The sequence below is a fragment of the Haloferax volcanii DS2 genome (assembly GCF_000025685.1).
Classification (GTDB): Archaea; Halobacteriota; Halobacteria; order Halobacteriales; family Haloferacaceae; genus Haloferax; species Haloferax volcanii.
This window is the reverse complement of sequence record NC_013967.1, coordinates 1797297-1814378: the sequence shown is the minus strand read 5'-3', so window position 1 is coordinate 1814378 and position 17082 is coordinate 1797297. Positions and strand designations below refer to the sequence as shown.

General features: G+C 67.8%; 18 protein-coding genes and 1 pseudogene. 10 read left to right on the top strand and 9 right to left on the bottom strand.

The window, feature by feature from the left end:
* Window positions 1-6: 6 nt before the first annotated feature.
* Together HVO_RS14125 and HVO_RS14120 are read right to left on the bottom strand one after the other, a co-directional pair.
* Window positions 7-465, bottom strand: a complete 459-nt coding sequence (locus HVO_RS14125; protein WP_004041844.1) for an NOB1 family endonuclease — start codon at window positions 463-465, stop codon at window positions 7-9.
* Between the two features lie 18 nt (window positions 466-483).
* Window positions 484-729: a PRC-barrel domain-containing protein gene (locus HVO_RS14120; RefSeq protein WP_004041843.1), complete on the bottom strand. Its 246-nt coding sequence runs from the start codon at window positions 727-729 to the stop codon at window positions 484-486.
* Between the two features lie 198 nt (window positions 730-927).
* On the opposite strand from HVO_RS14120, the gene infB reads away from it, so the two are divergent.
* Window positions 928-2730, top strand: a complete 1803-nt coding sequence (gene infB, locus HVO_RS14115) for a translation initiation factor IF-2 (protein ID WP_013035338.1) — start codon at window positions 928-930, stop codon at window positions 2728-2730.
* Between the two features lie 117 nt (window positions 2731-2847).
* The gene (locus HVO_RS14110) at window positions 2848-3171 is read left to right on the top strand and encodes a hypothetical protein (protein WP_004041841.1); all 324 of its coding nucleotides are present in this window, start codon (window positions 2848-2850) and stop codon (window positions 3169-3171) included.
* 25 nt (window positions 3172-3196) lie between these two features.
* Here the strand turns inward: HVO_RS14110 and HVO_RS21005 are convergent, their stop codons facing one another.
* From HVO_RS21005 to HVO_RS14085, 6 genes are all read right to left on the bottom strand, one after another.
* A complete protein-coding gene (locus HVO_RS21005) occupies window positions 3197-3358 on the bottom strand; it encodes a hypothetical protein (protein ID WP_013035496.1) in 162 nt (53 codons plus the stop codon).
* Between the two features lie 173 nt (window positions 3359-3531).
* The gene (locus HVO_RS14105) at window positions 3532-3915 is read right to left on the bottom strand and encodes a DUF5811 family protein (protein WP_004041840.1); all 384 of its coding nucleotides are present in this window, start codon (window positions 3913-3915) and stop codon (window positions 3532-3534) included.
* Window positions 3916-4046: 131 nt separating this feature from the next.
* Window positions 4047-4892 (bottom strand): sensor histidine kinase, encoded by an 846-nt coding sequence (locus HVO_RS14100; RefSeq protein WP_004041839.1) that lies wholly within the window; start codon window positions 4890-4892, stop codon window positions 4047-4049.
* A 90-nt stretch (window positions 4893-4982) separates the two neighbouring features.
* Window positions 4983-5456, bottom strand: a complete 474-nt coding sequence (locus HVO_RS14095) for a pyruvoyl-dependent arginine decarboxylase (protein ID WP_004041838.1) — start codon at window positions 5454-5456, stop codon at window positions 4983-4985.
* Window positions 5457-5567: 111 nt separating this feature from the next.
* Window positions 5568-6806 (bottom strand): proteasome-activating nucleotidase Pan2, encoded by a 1239-nt coding sequence (gene pan2 / locus HVO_RS14090; RefSeq protein WP_013035572.1) that lies wholly within the window; start codon window positions 6804-6806, stop codon window positions 5568-5570.
* A gap of 402 nt (window positions 6807-7208) precedes the next feature.
* Window positions 7209-7682 (bottom strand): deoxyuridine 5'-triphosphate nucleotidohydrolase, encoded by a 474-nt coding sequence (locus HVO_RS14085; RefSeq protein ID WP_004041836.1) that lies wholly within the window; start codon window positions 7680-7682, stop codon window positions 7209-7211.
* 272 nt (window positions 7683-7954) lie between these two features.
* On the opposite strand from HVO_RS14085, the gene HVO_RS14080 reads away from it, so the two are divergent.
* The 8 genes and pseudogenes from HVO_RS14080 to HVO_RS14040 all read left to right on the top strand — a co-directional run bounded on the left by HVO_RS14080 (window position 7955) and on the right by HVO_RS14040 (window position 16617).
* Window positions 7955-9919, top strand: coding sequence for an aconitate hydratase (locus HVO_RS14080; protein ID WP_004041835.1), 1965 nt, complete (start codon window positions 7955-7957; stop codon window positions 9917-9919).
* Window positions 9920-10072: 153 nt separating this feature from the next.
* Window positions 10073-10561, top strand: a complete 489-nt coding sequence (rimI, locus tag HVO_RS14075; protein WP_004041834.1) for a ribosomal protein S18-alanine N-acetyltransferase — start codon at window positions 10073-10075, stop codon at window positions 10559-10561.
* An 82-nt stretch (window positions 10562-10643) separates the two neighbouring features.
* Window positions 10644-13853 (top strand): annotated as a pseudogene (locus tag HVO_RS14070) (bacterio-opsin activator domain-containing protein).
* Between the two features lie 159 nt (window positions 13854-14012).
* On the top strand, window positions 14013-14360 hold the full coding sequence (locus HVO_RS14060; protein WP_004041831.1) for a HalOD1 output domain-containing protein: 348 nt from the start codon (window positions 14013-14015) through the stop codon (window positions 14358-14360).
* Between the two features lie 266 nt (window positions 14361-14626).
* On the top strand, window positions 14627-15145 hold the full coding sequence (locus tag HVO_RS14055; protein WP_004041830.1) for a DUF5810 domain-containing protein: 519 nt from the start codon (window positions 14627-14629) through the stop codon (window positions 15143-15145).
* 24 nt (window positions 15146-15169) lie between these two features.
* Window positions 15170-15691: a DUF5809 family protein gene (locus HVO_RS14050; RefSeq protein WP_004041829.1), complete on the top strand. Its 522-nt coding sequence runs from the start codon at window positions 15170-15172 to the stop codon at window positions 15689-15691.
* Window positions 15688-16251: an NUDIX hydrolase gene (locus tag HVO_RS14045; RefSeq protein ID WP_004041828.1), complete on the top strand. Its 564-nt coding sequence runs from the start codon at window positions 15688-15690 to the stop codon at window positions 16249-16251. The genes HVO_RS14050 and HVO_RS14045 overlap by 4 nt, the downstream gene beginning before the upstream one ends.
* Window positions 16252-16617: a rhodanese-like domain-containing protein gene (locus tag HVO_RS14040; RefSeq protein WP_004041827.1), complete on the top strand. Its 366-nt coding sequence runs from the start codon at window positions 16252-16254 to the stop codon at window positions 16615-16617. It abuts the gene before it with no gap.
* A 122-nt stretch (window positions 16618-16739) separates the two neighbouring features.
* Here the strand turns inward: HVO_RS14040 and yciH are convergent, their stop codons facing one another.
* The gene (gene yciH / locus HVO_RS14035) at window positions 16740-17033 is read right to left on the bottom strand and encodes a stress response translation initiation inhibitor YciH (protein WP_004041826.1); all 294 of its coding nucleotides are present in this window, start codon (window positions 17031-17033) and stop codon (window positions 16740-16742) included.
* Between the last annotated feature and the right edge of the window lie 49 nt (window positions 17034-17082).

The window sequence follows — 17082 nt, the reverse complement described above, 5'->3', positions numbered from 1 at the left end:
ACCGGCTTATGCCGGGTTCTTCCGCGACAGCTCCATCCCGCAGATGGGACAGCGCTCTTTGTCCTCGTCGAACTCGCGGCCGCAGCCCTGACACTGGAACTTCCAAGTTCGCTGTTCCGCGATGCCGTCTTGGGCGATGACTTCGACGCCGACGTTGAGCCGTTCGGCGACGTTCTGCATCGCGTAGTCGTCGGTGACGAGCGTCGCGTCGAGTTCGAACGCGGCGGCGATGAGGCGCGTGTCGGTCTCCGAGAGCACGTCGCGGTCGCCGGTCTCGCCCGCGGCGCGGAGCACCTTGTCCACGGTTCCCTGTCCGGGGATGTGGACGTGCATGCCCGCGCCTTCGAGGGCGTCGAAGCGGAAGGCGTGCTCGCCGGTGAGTTCTTCTTTGACGAGGGGAATCGAGGCCGTCTCGTCGTCGGTGTGGTACTCGTGGATGAACGCAGACGCGTCGAGAATCCGCATTGAGAATCTATCCTGAATCTACCGTTGGACGACGATGTAATCCTTGACCGCCTGCACGCGATTCACCGGGACTCGGAACCGTCCGTGGTCGTCCTGGTCGAACGAGACGCGTCCGGGGGAGATTTGCTCGTTCGGCTGGACGAGCAGGTCGTGCAGCTCGCCCGATTTCATATCCATCGTGATGTTGTACAGCATCCCGAGCTCCGTCCCGTCCGAGCCCATAACGGCCTTTCCGGAGAGGTTCTCGGCGAGTATGTCGGCCATACACACCCCTTCCTCGTCGGTTCACATAAACGGTACGGGCACGTCTGACGAGCGGCCGACGAACCCCCCGTCCCGCCTGCGGGCCGCGAGAACAGTCGACACGGCAAATCGTGGGATTCGTGCGCGCGGCCGTGACGATGGACTTAACTTGAGTCACCGACTCGATTCCGGTAAGAGCTTTCTCCGGGGCGATTCTTCATGTCCGACACTGATTCGACGTCACAATCCGATACGCTTCGCACACCCATCGTGGCCGTCCTCGGCCACGTGGACCACGGGAAGACGAGTCTTCTCGACAAGATTCGCGGCTCCGCCGTCAGCGAGGGTGAGGCCGGTGCTATCACCCAGCACATCGGCGCGACCGCGGTCCCCTTAGACACCGTCTCGCAGATGGCCGGCAGCCTGGTCAAACCCGAGGACTTCGACCTCCCGGGGCTGTTGTTCATCGACACGCCGGGGCACCACTCCTTCAGCACCCTCCGCTCGCGCGGCGGGGCGCTGGCCGACATCGCCATCCTCGTGGTCGACGTGAACGACAGCTTCCAGCCGCAGACCGAGGAGGCAATCGACATCCTCAAGCGGACGGGGACGCCGTTCATCGTGGCCGCGAACAAGATAGACACCACGCCGGGCTGGAACCCCCAAGAGGGGGCACCCATCCAGAAGACCTACGAGGAGCAGTCACAGCGCGCGCGCTCGAAACTCGACGAGAAGCTGTACGAGATTATCGGTGAACTCTCCGACCGGGGCTTTTCCTCCGACTTCTACTGGCGCGTCCAGAACTTCCAGTCCAACATCGGCGTCGTTCCCGTCTCCGCGCTCACCGGCGAGGGGATTCCGGACCTGCTGGGCGTCCTGATGGGACTCTCGCAGCGCTACATGAAAGACGAGATGGCCATCGACGTGGCCGGTCCCGGCTCCGGGACGGTCCTCGAAGTCAAGGAGGAACGCGGCTTCGGCGCGACCCTCGACGTGGTCCTCTACGACGGGACGATTCGCGCGGGCGACACCGTCGTCGTCGGCGGCGCGAACGACCCCATCGTCACCGAGGTCCGCGCGCTCCTCCAACCCCGGCCGAACGCCGAGATTCGCACCGAAAAGCGGTTCGACAAGGTCGAGGAGGTCCGCGCCGCGGCCGGCGTGAAAATCGCCGCGCCCGACCTCGAAGACGCGATGGCCGGCGCGCCGGTCCGCGTCGTCGGCGACCGCGACCTCGACGAGGTCGTCCGCGAGGTCGAAGCCGAACTCGCGGACATCGAGGTCACCACGGAAGAAGAGGGCGTCGTCGTCAAGGCCGACACCCTCGGCAGCCTCGAAGCCATGGCGAACGCCTTACAGGAGGCCGAGGTCCCCATCCTCCGCGCCGAGGTCGGTGACGTGGCCCCGCGCGACGTGGCCGTCGCCTCGACCGCCCGCGAACCCGAACACAAGGTCATCCTCGGGTTCAACGTGGACGTGCTCTCGAACGCCGAGGCCGAACTCGACAAGAACGACGTGAAACTGTTCGAAGACGACGTTATCTATCAGCTCGTCGAGGAGTACGAAGACCACGTCAACGAGATGAAGCGCGCCCAACAGGAGACGATTCTCGACAAAATCGTCCGTCCGTGTCGCTTCCGCATCCTTCAGGACCACGTCTTCCGGCAGAACAACCCCGCCGTCGTCGGCGTCGAAGTCATGTCCGGGACCATCAAGAACAACATGAACGTCGTGAAGTGGGAAGACGGCGAACCCAACCGCGTCGGCCAGCTCTCGGGCATCCAGGAGAACGGCGAGGACGTGTCGAGCGCCCGCGCCGGCTCGCGCGTCAGCGTCGCCATCGACGGCCCGACGGTCGGCCGCCAGATAGCGGAGGGCGACGAACTCTGGATCGAACTCCCCGAGAAGCACGCGAAGATTCTCGAACAGGAACTCCGCGACGACATCCCCACCGACGAACTGGAGGCGCTGTCGGGCTACCTCGAAAAGCACCGCCGGCGCGACCCCTTCTGGGGCAAATAGGCGACTAACCGCGCCCCGATTGTTCCGTTGATTCACCGCACCCATGAGCCGCAGCCCCCGTCCCGTCGGGCGAAATAGCTAATATTCACACGTTCGTACTCGCCGCCGAGTGGTATCATGCGCACACGAACATCCCATAGCGACAGCATCGTCTCAGAAGCGACGCGGTACGACGCCATTCTCGCGACACTACCGCTCCCGCTCGTCGTCGGTGCGGCGGTCGGCGCGCTCTCGCCGCTCCCGATTTCGCCCGTCGTGGGCGCGAGCGGCCTCATCTCGGCAGCCGTGCTCGCCTACGGGTTGTTCGTTGCGACACCGAAGTCGGCGGCGGGTCCGACCAGCGGCCCGGGCGCGTCCGCCGAGACCGACGCCCCGCTCGACGGCGTCACCACTCGCGTCCGCGACGACGCCGGTCGGAACCGTCGTCGCGGGAGCGTCTGAGCGGGGTCGCTCGCTCGCCTTGCGCTCAGGGGCGGTTCCACTCCCAGAACCAGTACGCCGCGCCGAACAGCATTAGCCCCGCGCCGAGAGCCGAAGTCGCCGGTTCGGGGAAGACAAACAGCAGGAAGCCGACGATGATGAGCGTCGTCGGACCAATCTCGTCCGCGTAGTTGAAAATCGAAGCCATACTTCCTCTTTCGACCGCCTCCGTGAAGTGTATTGTTCTCGTTCTGAAGTGACGAGAGTGCGGCGCTGAAACGCAGGCCGAGGCGATGGAACAGCAACGAGAAAGCGGTCGGCAGGGCGCAACCGCGCGTCAGTGGCCACTCGGACCCCGACGGCGACAGGGGTGGTTCGGGGTTACCGAGCGGCGGGGGTGAGGTCGTCGCCGACGGCGCTCATCACCTGAAACGCCGCGCTGGCGGCGAGCCCGCGGGCGACCTCGTTGCGGTCCTCGTCGGTGAGTCCGGCGTCGAGGTCGTCGGCGTCGGGCGAGAAGCCGGCGCTGACGGGGTGGCCGACCGGCGGGTGGACGGCCACGGTCGCCAGCGGTCCGTTCGCCCCGGTCGAGAGCTCAGAGCCGACGGCGAACCCCTCGGGGAGGTACGACTCCGTCCGCGAGACGATACCGGCGACGGCCCGCCGGAGCGCGTCCATCTGGTCGACGGTCAGTTCTCGGTCGGCCGACGCCTGGCCGGCCCCGGTCACGCCGGGAGCGCCCGCATATGGGTTGTTCCCGTTCATCAGTCGTCTGCGATACGGGAAGGACGTGTAAAAAGCCGTCGTCGGTCACCGACGCGGCGGGCGAATCGAAAGCGGATGACGACGTGGTGACGACGTGGTGACGACGTGGTGACGACGTGGTGACGACGCCGTCAGGCCGGTCGCGGAAGCGAGACGGTGACGACGGTCCCGTGGGACTTCGGCGTCGAGATGTCGAGCGACCCGCCGGAGGCGTCGACGATGGCGCGGACCAGCCAGAGGCCGACGCCGCTGGTGTGCGAAAGCGGCGTCTCCGAGCCCGAAAGCAGGGCCTCGCGCTCGGCGTCCGGGATGCCGGGACCGTTGTCGGTGACGGTCACCCCGACGACCTCGCCGAGCTGCCAGACGCCGACGTGTACCTCCGGGTCGTCGCAGTCGGAGTGGACGACGGCGTTATCGAGTAGTTCTGCGATGCTCCGCGGGAGCGCCGGGTGCGCCCGCGCGACGAGCGTCTCCGGCGAGGCGACCGAGACCTGTACCGCCGGGTACTCCATTTCGAGGTCCTCGACGGCGTCTGTGACCGCAGACGTGAGATCGACGTCGACCTCGTTCCCCTCCGCGAGTTCGACGGTCCTGAGGAGCGCGACCTCGTCGCTCACCTCGACCAGTCGGCTCGCTCGCTCTCGAATCGCCTCGACGGGGTCGGTGTTCGCGTCCGCGTCGTCCCGCGGCTCGACCAGTTCGGCGTAGCCGAGAATGGCGGTGCAGGCGTTCCTGATGTCGTGTCTGAGGATTCGATGGAGGACGCTCGTGTGGGCGAGCGTCGACTCCAGTTGCTCGGAGGTCCGGTCCAGTTCGGACTGGCTCCGGTCGACGAGAACGTACACCAACAGCGCCGACAGGACGACGAACAGCCATCCCTTCACCGTCTGGATGAGGTCGTGGTTGGGGAGCCCCGCCACGAGACTGTCGCTCGTCGCGACCCAGAGGAACCCGAAGGCGGCGTAGATGAGCGCCACTCGCCTCGGGGACAGGTCGAACGGCGCATCGCCACTCATGCCCGAGCAATACTCACAAACGCTGATGAGTCCGTCGGTCAGCGCGGCGTGTCAGAAGACGGACTCGCTTTGCCCGTAGGCCGCGACCGTGACCGCGGTGGTGTAGCCCTCGCCCTCGTGCGTGCCGGTGGTGAGCGCGACTTCCTCGTCATCGAACGACCACTCTCGGAGGTTCCGGCCCGCTTCGAGGCCGTCGATGACGGCCGCGCGGACGCTGTCTTCGTCGGTTCCGGACGCCTCGTAGAACAGCCCGGGACCGGAGCCGGTCGCCCAGCCGAGGCCGGCGACGACCGTCTCGCCGGGCGTCGCGGTGGTCTCGCGGGCCTGCACCACGGTCAGTCGGTTGCCCGCCGGGCCGAGGTCGGGAGCCACGTCGACCGCCTCGACGGTCGCGTCGGCGGGGACGACCGACGAGACGGCGACGAGGTTGTAGTTGTGGATGTTGGCGGCGGCGAGCGCGGCGTCGTACGACGCCATCTCCGTGGGGGCGGTGCCGACCCCGCGGACGACGCGAATCGTGTTCATGTCCGAACTCTCGCGGCGGCGGAAAAGGGGGTTACGAATAGCGGCTCTCGAAAGCTGGGGGAATGGGTGGCGTCCGTGACCGCCCCCGGCGGCGGTCCCCGGCCGCCGACCTCAGTACTGGTAGTCCGTGAAGCCCGAGATGGGGCCGGTACCGGACTCGTCGACGTTCGAGAGCTTCTCGTGGGCTGCGTCGAAGTCCGCGCCCGTCACCTCGGTCCGGCCGTCGCGGATGGCGAACATCCCGGCCTCGGTCGTGAGCGACGCGATGTCCGCGCCGGAGTAGTCGTCGAGTTCCTCGGCGAGCGCGTCGAGGTCTACGTCGTCGGCGACGTTCATATCGCGGGTGTGGATGTCGAGGATGTGGCGGCGTCCCTCGACGGCGGGCTTGGGCACCTCGATGAGGCGGTCGAACCGGCCGGGCCGGAGGATGGCCTCGTCGAGCATGTCGAAGCGGTTGGTCGCCGCGATGATGCGGATGTCGCCGCGGTCGTCGAAGCCGTCCATCTCCGAGAGCAGTTGCATCATCGTGCGCTGGACCTCGGCGTCGCCGGAGGTCTTCGAGTCCGTCCGCTTCGAGGCGACGGCGTCGATTTCGTCGATAAAGACGACTACCGGTTCGCGCTCGGCGGCGAGCTTGAACAGGTCGCGGACCAGCCGCGCGCCCTCGCCGATGAACTTCTGGACGAGTTCGGAGCCGGCCATCTTGATGAACGAGGCGTTGGTCTCGTTGGCGACGGCCTTGGCGAGCATCGTCTTCCCGGTGCCCGGCGGGCCGTAGAGGAGCACGCCCGACGGGGGGTCGATGCCGACCTCAGCGAACATCTCGGGGTTTTCGAGGGGTTGTTCGACCGCCTCGCGGACCTCGCGGACCTGCTCGTCGATGCCGCCGATGTCGTCGTAGGTGACCGTTGGTGACTCGACGACCTCCATCGCCTGCGCCCGCGCGTCCGTCTCGTCGTCGAGGACGGTCTGGACGGCGAACGAGTCGTTGATGGCGACGCGGTCGCCGGGCTCGATGTCGTCGATGTTCAGGCTCGGTGCGAACTCGGTCAGGACCTCCTGGTTGTTGCCGTGCTGCTTGATGATGACGCCGTCGTCGGTCAGCTCCTCGACCGTGGCGATGTAGTACGAGGCCGTCTTCAGCGCCTCGTTGCGCGCTTTCATCTGGTCGACCTCGTCGACTAACTCGGCGTGGCGGTCATCGGCGTTCTGGAGCCGCTGGTCGAGTTCGCGGTTGACGTCGACCATGCGTTCGAAGTGCTGGCGGAGTGCAGACAGCCGCTCTGCATCCGACATCTCGGGGTCCAGATCGAGATGAGGACGTTCCGGGAGAGATGGACTCCGTGACATCAGTGATTGGCCTCATTTAGGTATGCGCGTAAATGTGCCTTTGGGTCAGAGAACCCGACTGCCGCGCTCGAAGCGGCTTTAGGTGGCGGCGGTCCCGTGGCGCTCGCTCGCGGCGGCGAATCGCAGGCCGGCAGCGCGACGCCGCGGCTCACGGGCACGAGCGGTTCGCAGGAACGCGCGAAGCAACGAAGACGAAGCTGTGGAAGGAGGAAGTTGCGGAGGTTCGGTGGGTACAGGTCGCCCCTCGTTTCGGCCCGACATGCCCTCCGCGAGAAGGGATACGACGCCCATCGACTTGAAAGGAATTCGTCATCGCCGAGAACGTCCCGTAAATCGGGATGTCGGTATTCATCCGGTAGTATCCGGCGAGTGACCGCTTCCGAGAGTCGCGGTCGGCGGTCGTCAGCGGGTCCGTTCGCCCTGATAGCTGCCGTCGTAGGTCTCGTCGTGAGTCGCGTCCGCGAGGACGATTTGGGCGACGCGCGCGCCGCGTTCGAGTTCGACCGGGTGGTGGACCTCCAAGAGGCCCTCGCCTTTCCCCTCGTAGCCGGCGTCCCAGACGGCCGTGTTCAGCATACAGGAGTTCCGCATGAGCGACGACCGCGGGTAGATGAAGCCGACGTGGTCCTCGGGGATGTGGACCGTCTCGGCGTACTGGAGGACGTAGCCGCCGGGGTCGAGTCGGTACGTCTCGGTGTCCGGGTCGGCGCAGTCGAGGGCGCGGCGCTCCCCGACGGTCTTTCCCTCGCGACCGAGGCGACCCGGTTCGACCTGTTCGAGGACCGCTTCGAGCGTCAGGTCGACGCCGTTGGGTTGGACCTGTTCGGCCGTGACCGGCGAGATGTGCTGTGCGACGAACGAGCCAGCGCGGTGCATATCCGAACCCCGGCCAGCGGGCGCAAAACTGTGCCGAACCTCGACCGTCATCACCGCCTGAACGCCACCCCGATTCCCGCGCCGCGACGGGGCCGAAACACGCCCGCGGTGGGGGCGGTGACGACCCCCGCGGTGACCAGTCACATTGGAGAACCAACAAGGAGTTTAATGGCCCTTAGACGCTAGAAATCCAGAGACGGCGCTATCGTTCACGTTCGAAGATAGGGAAGTACGCGGGATTTATATCCGAGGACCATCGACGTTCGGGTGTTATGGGACAGACGCTCACGGAAAAGATTCTCTCGGACCACCTCGTCGAGGGTGACCTCACCCCCGGAGAGGAGATCGGAATCGAAATCGACCAAGTCCTGATGCAGGACACGACCGGGACGATGGTCTGGCTCCAGTTCGAGGCGCTCGACCTCGACGAGGCCCAGACCGAACTCGCGGCCCAGTACTGCGACCACCAGACCTACCAGTTCGACTTCAAGAACACGGACGACCACCGCTTCCTCCGTTCCGCGGCCGGGACATATGGTGCCCACTTCTCCCGCCCCGGTAACGGTATCTGCCACAACGTCCACAAGGAGAACTTCGCCGCGCCCGGCAAGACGCTCCTGGGCTCGGACTCCCACACGCCGACCCCCGGCGGCCTCGGCCAGCTCGCCATCGGTGCCGGCGGCCTCGACATCGCCGTCGCCATGGGCGGCGGCGCGTACTACGTCGAGATGCCGGAAGTCGTGAACGTCCGCCTCGAAGGCGAGCTCCCCGAGTGGTCCTCCGCGAAGGACGTCATCCTCGAGATGCTCCGCCGCGAGACCGTCAAGGGCGGCGTCGGCAAGGTCTTCGAGTACACCGGCCCCGGTGCTGAATCGCTCACCGTGCCCGAGCGAACCACCATCACCAACATGGGGACCGAACTCGGTGCCACCTCGTCGCTGTTCGAGACCGACGAGAAGACCAAAGACTACCTCGAACGTCAGGGCCGCGGCGACGAGTACGTCGAGCTGACGGCCGACGACGACGCCGAATACGCCGACGAAATCGTCATCGACCTCAGCGAGCTCGAACCGCTCATCGCCTGCCCGTCGATGCCCGACAACGTGGTTCCGGTCCGCGAAGTCGCCGGCGAGAAGGTCGAGCAGGTCCTCGTCGGTTCCTGTACCAACGGCGGCTACGAGGACGTCCTCCCGGCCGCGAAGATGGTCAAGGACCAGGAAGTCGCAAAGCACCTCGAGATGATCGTCGCGCCCGGTTCGAAGCAGGCCGGCGAGATGCTCGCCCGCGAGGGCTGGACGGCAGAGATGATGGCGGCCGGCGTCAACGTCTCCGAGGCGACCTGTGGTCCGTGTATCGGTATCGGCCACGTCCCCGCCTCCGACTCCGTCTCGCTGCGCACCTTCAACCGCAACTTCGAGGGCCGCTCGGGCATCGAAGACGACAACGTCTACCTCTGCTCGCCGCAGGTCGCCGCCGCCGCGGCGCTCAAGGGCGAAATCGTCGACCCGCGCGACCTCGCCGACGAACTCGGTCTCGACGCCCCCGGCGTCGAGCTCCCCGACAAGTACGACGGCTCGAAGACGGACCTCATCTACGCCGAGGACGCCATCGACGACGAGCTCATCAAGGGCCCGAACATCGGCGAAGTCCCCCTGCAGGACCCCCTCGGCTCCGACATCTCGGGTGAGACCCTCCTGAAGATGGAGGACAACATCACGACCGACCACATCATCCCGGCGACGTCCGACATCCTCAAGTTCCGCTCGAACATCGAGCGCCTCTCGGACTTCACGCTCTCGCGCGTCGACGAGACGTTCGCCCAGCGCGCCAAGGAAGCCGGCTCCGGCGTCCTCGTCGCGGGCGAGAACTACGGTCAGGGCTCCTCGCGCGAACACGCCGCGATGTGTCCGATGTACCTCGGCATCGAGGCCGTCCTCGCGCAGTCGTTCGCTCGCATCCACAAGGCGAACCTGTTCAACTTCGGTATCGTCCCCCTCGCCATCGACGAGGAGACCTACGCAAAGATCGAACAGGGCGACGACGTCGAAATCGTCGACGACGTTGCCGAAGCCGTCGAATCCGGCCAGGAAGAGTTCACCATCCGCGTGAACGACGACTGGGAAGCGACGGCGAACCTGCACGCCTCCGAGCGCGAGCGTCGTATCCTCACCGCCGGCGGCAAGCTCCCCCTCACGAAGCAGCAGGCCGAGGGCGGCGCTGCCCCCGCGGACGACTGAACGCGACCGACACCACCTTCTCACTTTTTCGCGCGGCGAGCGGCGGCCACCGCGCGGCCGGCGGGGGGACCCGCCCGCGACCGTGAGCGTTCCTCCGGATTCCCGCAGGCCCGTGCCGTCGGGCTTTTGCGTGCCAACCACGTAGCGCCGGGCGTGACGGCGTTCGACGACGCGCTCGCCGGCGACTTGGTCGTCAGGCGAGTCGACCGGGTCGACCTCCTCGACGTACTCCGCATCGAGCGGACCTGTTTCTCCGAGCCGTGGCCGTACTCCGCGTTCGAGATGTTCGTCGACGAGCCGGCGTTCCTCGTCGCCGCCCGCGGGGACGAGGTGCTCGGCTACGTCGTCGCCGACGTGATGCCGAACCACGGCAACGACATCGGCCACGTGAAGGACCTCGCGGTCCGCCCGGAGGCCCGCGGGAACGGCCTCGGCCGGCAGCTGCTCGTTCAGTCGCTGACGGCGATGGCCATCGCTGGCGCGACGGTCGTGAAGCTCGAAGTCCGCGTCTCGAACGACCCGGCTATCGGCCTCTACCGGAGCCTCGGCTTCGAGCCCGCCCGCCGGGTGCCGAGCTACTACGGCGACGGCGAGGACGCGTACGTCATGGTCCTCGACGTGGCGGAGTGGCAGCGCGCCTGACAGGACCGCTCGCGGCCGAAGGAGCGCTTATCACGACGAGCCGCGTACACGGGTTGTGTTACCGTCCCCCACCGTCCTCTGTGTGAGTGACGACGACGCGTTCGCGGCGTCGCTCGACTCGTCGCTGTCGTCGCTCGACGAGACGACGGTCGTCCGCCACGTTCGCACCCCCGCCGCGGCGCGCGCGGAGTTCGTCGCCGCCGCGGCGGCCATCTCCTGTATCGTCCTGGCCGCCCCCACGGCGGCCGGCGACGAGGGGGCGTTCGTCCGCGACATCTACACCCAGGGCATCGACGTTCCGGTCGTCGTCGCGGCCGCCGACCAGGAGACCGCGACCCGCGCGGTCGAAGCCGGCGCGACGGACTACGTCGTCCGCGACGACGACCCCGAGACGATGTCGTGGCTCGCCTTCCGCGTCGAGCGGGCGCTCGGCGAGTGCACCCTCGCGCGGAGCCACCGGGACCGAATCGAACAGCAGCGCGTCGTCTCCGAAATCGGAACGCGGGCGCTGACCGCCGTCGACCTCGACTCGACGCTCGACCACGCCGCGAGTCGCGTCCGCGACGTGCTCGACGCCAGTTCGGTCACGATTTTCGAGGGCCTCGACGACGGCGCGTTCCGCGTCGCCGCCGCCGCGGGCTGGTCGGCGAATCGGGGCCACGGACTCGCCGCGGCCGGGGGGACGCAGGCGGTCGAGACATACCGGTCCGGGCGTTCGACGCTCGTCGACGACTTCGACGACGACGAGCGCTTCGAGCACGCGACCGGCGCGGGCCCGTCGGGACCGAAAAGCGGAATGGGCGCGGCTATCGGCGGCGACGACACCCGGTGGGGAGTCATCGCCGTCCACGGCGTCGCCCGCGGGCAGTTCTCCGACGACGACGTGCTCTTCTTGGAGAACATCGCCGCCGTCGTCGGCGCGGCGACCGAACGGAACGAGCTGAAAAGCGCCCTCTCGGAGGTCTTAGAGCGGATGGACGAGGCGGTGATGGGGTTCGACGCGGACTGGCGCGTCACCTACGTCAACTCGACGGCCGAACACGGCCTCGGGATGTCGGCCGCGGCGGTGTTGGGGACACGCATCTGGGACTCGGTGCCCGAGTCGGCCGTCTTCCGCGAGGAGTTCGAGCGAGCGATGGAGCGACAGGAGCCGGCGACCTTCGAGCAGTACTACGACCGCCTCGAAACGTGGTACGCGGTTCGGGCGTACCCCTCAGAGACGGGGCTATCCGTCTACTTCACAGACATCACGGAGCGGTTGGAACACGAGGTCGAAGCCGAGCAGTACGGGCGGATGCTGGCGGCCGTCGCCGACGCGGTGTACGCGCTGGACGACGAGGGGCGGTTCGCGGCGGTCAACCCCGCGTTCGAGCGCCTCACCGGACTCGAGCGCGACCGCGTCATCGGCTCGTCGACGGCCCTGCTCGCCCAGCACGCCACCGCGACCGACGGGAGCGACGAGGCGTTCGCGTCGACCTCGCAGGGAATCGTGGAGTTGGACCTGTGGACGCCCGACGAGGGGGTCGTCAGAGTCGAAGACCACCGAACGCCGCTCGTCGTCGGTGGCGAGGAGGTCGGCTCGGTCGGCATCCTCCGCGACGTGACGAAGCGACACCGCTACGAGCGCCTGCTGGCGACGCTCCACGACCGGACCCGCGAGATGATGGGCGCGACCGACAGACAGGCGGTCCTCCGGGCCGCCGTCGACGCCTGCGACGAGGTGCTCGGCGACGCCCGGACGGAGCTGTTCGTCTTCGACGAGGCGGACACGAGCCTCGTCCGCGTCGGCGCGGCGGGGACCGGCCTCGGCGACAAACCGCTCGACGGCGGCCTCGACCGCGGCGGCATCTGGGACGCGTTCGTCTCCGGCGAGGTCCGCGTGGTCGAACTCGCGCCCGACGGGGGCGTCGTCGACGGCGTCGAGCGCGTCATCGCCGCGCCGCTCGGTCGCCACGGCGTGCTCGTCACCGGCCATCCCGGCACCGTCGCGCCGAACGAGGTCGACGTGGAGTTCGTGAACCTGCTTTCCGCGACCGTCGAGGAGCTGCTCGAACGCATCGACGCCGAGGCGGAGCTCCGCGAGCGCGACCGCCGGCTCGAAGCCCAAAACGAGGCGCTCACCCGGCTCGACCAAATCAACGAGACCATCCGGAACATCAACCAGTCGCTCATCCGCGCGCCGACCCGGGGCGCGGCGCTGTCGGAAGTTGCCGAACACCTCGTCGACACCGACGGTATCACGGTCGTCTGGCACGCCGAGGTCAGCGACATCGACGAGGCGTACCGCCCGCCGAGCGACGCGGTCCACGGCGCGGACACCGCCTACGCCGACCGGCTCGGTGAGGTGGCGACCGCGGACCCGCTGTGTTCGCTGCTCGAAGCCGCCGTGGAGAGCCGAGAGTAGCAGGTGGTCTCGGACGTGCTCGACGACCCCGCGTGGGCCGACCACCGCGGCGACGCCCTCAGCTACGGGTTCCGAGCCATCGCGGTCATCCCCGCGGTCGCTGACGGCCAAGTGGAGGCGCTGTTCGTCGTCCACGCGACCGGGGCGAGCGCCTTCGACGACGACGGCCTGCTCACCGAACTGGGGGAGGCGGTCGGCTACGCGCTCGCGGCCACGGGGCGCGCCGACGCCATGTTGACCGAGCGCCGGACGAGCGTACAGGTACGGCTCGGCGGCGACCGGCTGTCGATATCGCGGCTCGCCCGGCGGGTCGGCCGCGCGGTGAGTCTCAGCGGCGTCATCCCGCAGTCCGACGGCTCGGTCATCGCGTTCGTCGCCAGCGACGCGGAGCCCGAGGACGTCGTCGCCGCCGGGGGAGATATCGCAACGCGCGTGCGCCACGTCTCGACCGACGACTCGGGGTCGCTGTTCGAACTCCGACTCCCGCGCGAATCGCTGTTCGAGACGCTGTACGCCTCGGAGGCGACGCTCCGCGCGCTCGACGCGACGCCGACGCAGACCACGCTCACCGCCGAGGTTCCGACGCGCGTCCGAGTCCGGTCGTTCGTCAACGCGCTCGACTCGAACTACCCCGGGACGAGTCTGCTGTCGCGGCGGACCGCCGCCGACGGGGCCGAGTCGCCGCAGACGTTCGCCGCCGAGATGCGCGCGGCGTGGACGAGCCGCCAGCACGAGTCGATTCGGGCGGCCCACCTCGCCGGGTTCTACGAGTGGCCGCGCCGCAGCACCGCCGAGACGCTCGCCGAGACGTTCGACATCAGCGCGCCGACCTACCAGTACCACCTGCGCGCGGCCGAGCGAAAACTGGTCGAACGCGTCTTCGAGTGACGACGTACCACGTGTAGACCAGCGATACCAACTGATTTTCAGTTACGGTTCTAGGTACCTAGAGGTGGCGCGCGCGACCACTAGTTGGATAGCAGCGACCGATATACCCACGAGCGTCATCGGTGCGGATGTCGGCGAGGCGCCGGCGCGAACCGAACCATGGACGAAACTCGCGTGTTACCGGGCAACGATGTGGGATGGAATACGGGGTCGACCGACGAGGTCATCGCCCGACACGACTGGAGCGGACGAGACACTCTGGCGGTGACGGTCGTCACCGCGACCGCTCAACTGCACGGCGTGGACGCCATCGACCTCCCACCGCTGTCCGAGGCTATCGACCCCGACGCGCTCTGTCAACTGTTCGCCCCGCTGGCGCGGGTGGCGGCGACCGACGGCGGCACTCGCGGGTCGATAGCGCCCGCTCGCGGTCGAATCGGGTTCCGGTACGCTGCCTGCGACGTGACCGTCTGGGCCGACGGCACGGTCATCGTCACGCCCGCCTGACGCATCGACACACGAACGAATCGGTAATCCCACCACCACAACCACCACACGACGCGGCACTCCACGGGGGTGCCGCGACTGCCGACCGCCGCCCGCACCCACCACCACCATCACCACGCGGCCGAGGCGGCTCCATTTCTTTCGAGACCGACGCACGACGCTGACGCGCTGCGACGCGCCGCGACACGGTGCGCCGCAACGCGACGCGGCACGGAACGACGCGAGAGTGCGACGGGTTTTGGTACACAGAGCCGCTACCGGCGGGCATGGGATACGCCTGTCCGGTCTGCGACGCGCCGCAACGCGACGAGACGCACCTCGCGAACCACCTCGCGTTACAGGCCATCGTCCACGGCGACGACCACGAGACGTGGCTGGACGAACACGCCCCCGAGTGGGCCGACCTGAACGCCGACTCGCTCGGCCCGCTCGTGGCCGACCTCGCGGAGGAACGCGAGTTCGACGAGGTGTTCGAAGACACGGTCGACCGCACGGGCGGCCCCGGCCATGCTCACCCGCACGGACAGGAACACGACCACGACATCCCCGACCGACAGCCGCAACCGTTCGGCGGGGCCGGCGGGTCGGAGTCGCTGTCGGGTGACGCCGCGCGCATCTTCGAGGAGGCGCAGTCGCTCACTCGCGAGATGGTCGCGGACGACGGCGAGGACGGCGAGAACGGCGAGCGTGAGGACGCGCCGCGGGACGGCGACGACGCCCGCGACGCCACCGATGCCGATGACCGCGGCGAGGAGACCGACGGCGCGGACAGGAAAGAGTCGTAAGTCCGGACCCCGAACCGACTGGCGATGGAAACCCACGGGACGATTGCACCGGCGTCGCTCGACGAGGCCGAGGCCGCCTTCGACCGCGTCGGACCGACCGCACAGGTGGTCGTCCGCGAGACGGCCAAGGCGATGGAGTTCGACCGCGAGGAGTACAGCGAACGCGTCACCGGCGACGTAATCGAGACCGTCCGGAACGCGCTGTTCGCGGAGTCGCTTTCGGTCACGGTCGGCACACGCGCCGAGTTCGACGACTGGCGTTCGACCCACGAGGAGTACGTGGTGGTCGAACTCGGCAACCCCGACGTAGAGCGCGTCGCGTGGCACGCGGTCCCCTTCGCGGAGACGGTGCTGGCGACGACGTTCCAAAACGAGGAGGACGCCGCCGTCAGCACCCTCCGGCGCAACGCCTTCGGCCGCGTCTACCGCGACGCGCTGCTCGGAGAGGAAGCCGAGGGCGACGACGACGCGTCGGCCGGAGCCGACGACGACACCGCGACCGACGCCGCAGGGACCGACGGCGACGCGACCGGAGCGGACCGATGACCGACGACGGCCGCCGACACGAGCGCCTGCCCGACCCGGAGTGGCGCGTACTGGAGTCCGAAACCGAGTACGACACCGGCTGGTTCACCGGCGGTTACGACCTCGTCGAACAGCCCAACGGAACCACGAAGCGCTACTTCTGGGCCGAACTGGCGACCGCGGTCGTCGTCGTCGCGGTCGCGGACGACCACGTCGTCTTCGTCGAGCAGTACCGGCCGAACATCCGCCAGACGCAGCTCGAACTGCCCGCGGGCGTCGTCGAGAAGGGCGAGTCGTTCACCGACGCCGGGGTGCGCGAACTCCGCGAGGAGGCGGGCTTCGCCGCCGACTCGGCGTCGGTCATCGGCGACGTGTGGTGTTCGACGGGCGTCCTCCGACACCGCCGCGGCTTCGTCTTCGCCGAGGGCCTCACGCCGGTCGAGCGCGACCTCGACGACAACGAGTTCCTCTCGGTCCGCGCCGTGCCGGTCGAGGAAGCCATCGAGTGGGCGACCGAACCGCCGACGAACGACGCGACCGTCGAGGGCGTGCTCTTCGCCCGCGACGAGGGCCTGCTGTAAATGGTCGACGAGGTCTCCCCCGCAGCAGTCGAAGAACTCCTCGACGGCGAGGACCCGCCGCTCGTCGTGGACGTGAGCACGGAGGCGGAGTTCGCGCTCGGGCACGTGCCGGGGAGCATCAACGTCCCGCTTTCGAACCTCGTTTCGCATCTCGACCGCGTCGCGGGCGCAGAACGCATCGTCACCGTCTGTCCGCGGGGCGAGGCGAGCGTGCAGGCCGTCCGCCTGCTGTCGGCCTACGAGGGGACCGAAGACGCCCGCATCCAGAGCATGGCCGGCGGGCTCGCGGCGTGGGACGGCCCGCTCGAAGAGGGCCTCGACGAGGGTGCGGAGGGCGACGAAGAAGACGGCGACGAGAAGAACTGAACGGCGTCGCTGGGCGGTGACGCGACTGGAGACGCGAACGGTCGGGGAATTGGCGGACTAACGGCTCGCGCGCGCTGACTTACTTCGAAAAAATCTCGACGGCGGGCTAACTCAGAGGTCGGTCACGCGACGTTGAACCCCTTTTCGCGGAGGAAGTCCTCCACGCGGCCGCGGTGGTTGCCTTGGAGTTCGATGGAATCGTCTTCGACGGTTCCACCGCAAGCGAACTTCGACTTGAGGTCCGACGACAGGCTGTCCATGTCGACGTCCCTCGGGTCGAATCCCTCGATGACTGTAACCTCTTTTCCGTAGCGGCGCTCGTCGATGCGGATGACTATCTCCTGAGACTCTTTCGCCACGTCCTCGCAGACGCAGAGCTCTTCAGGGAGCCCGCACGTCGAGCAGACTTCCGACATTACAGTGTGGACCTACAAGATGGGGATATTAAACAGTATCGGGAGGCGG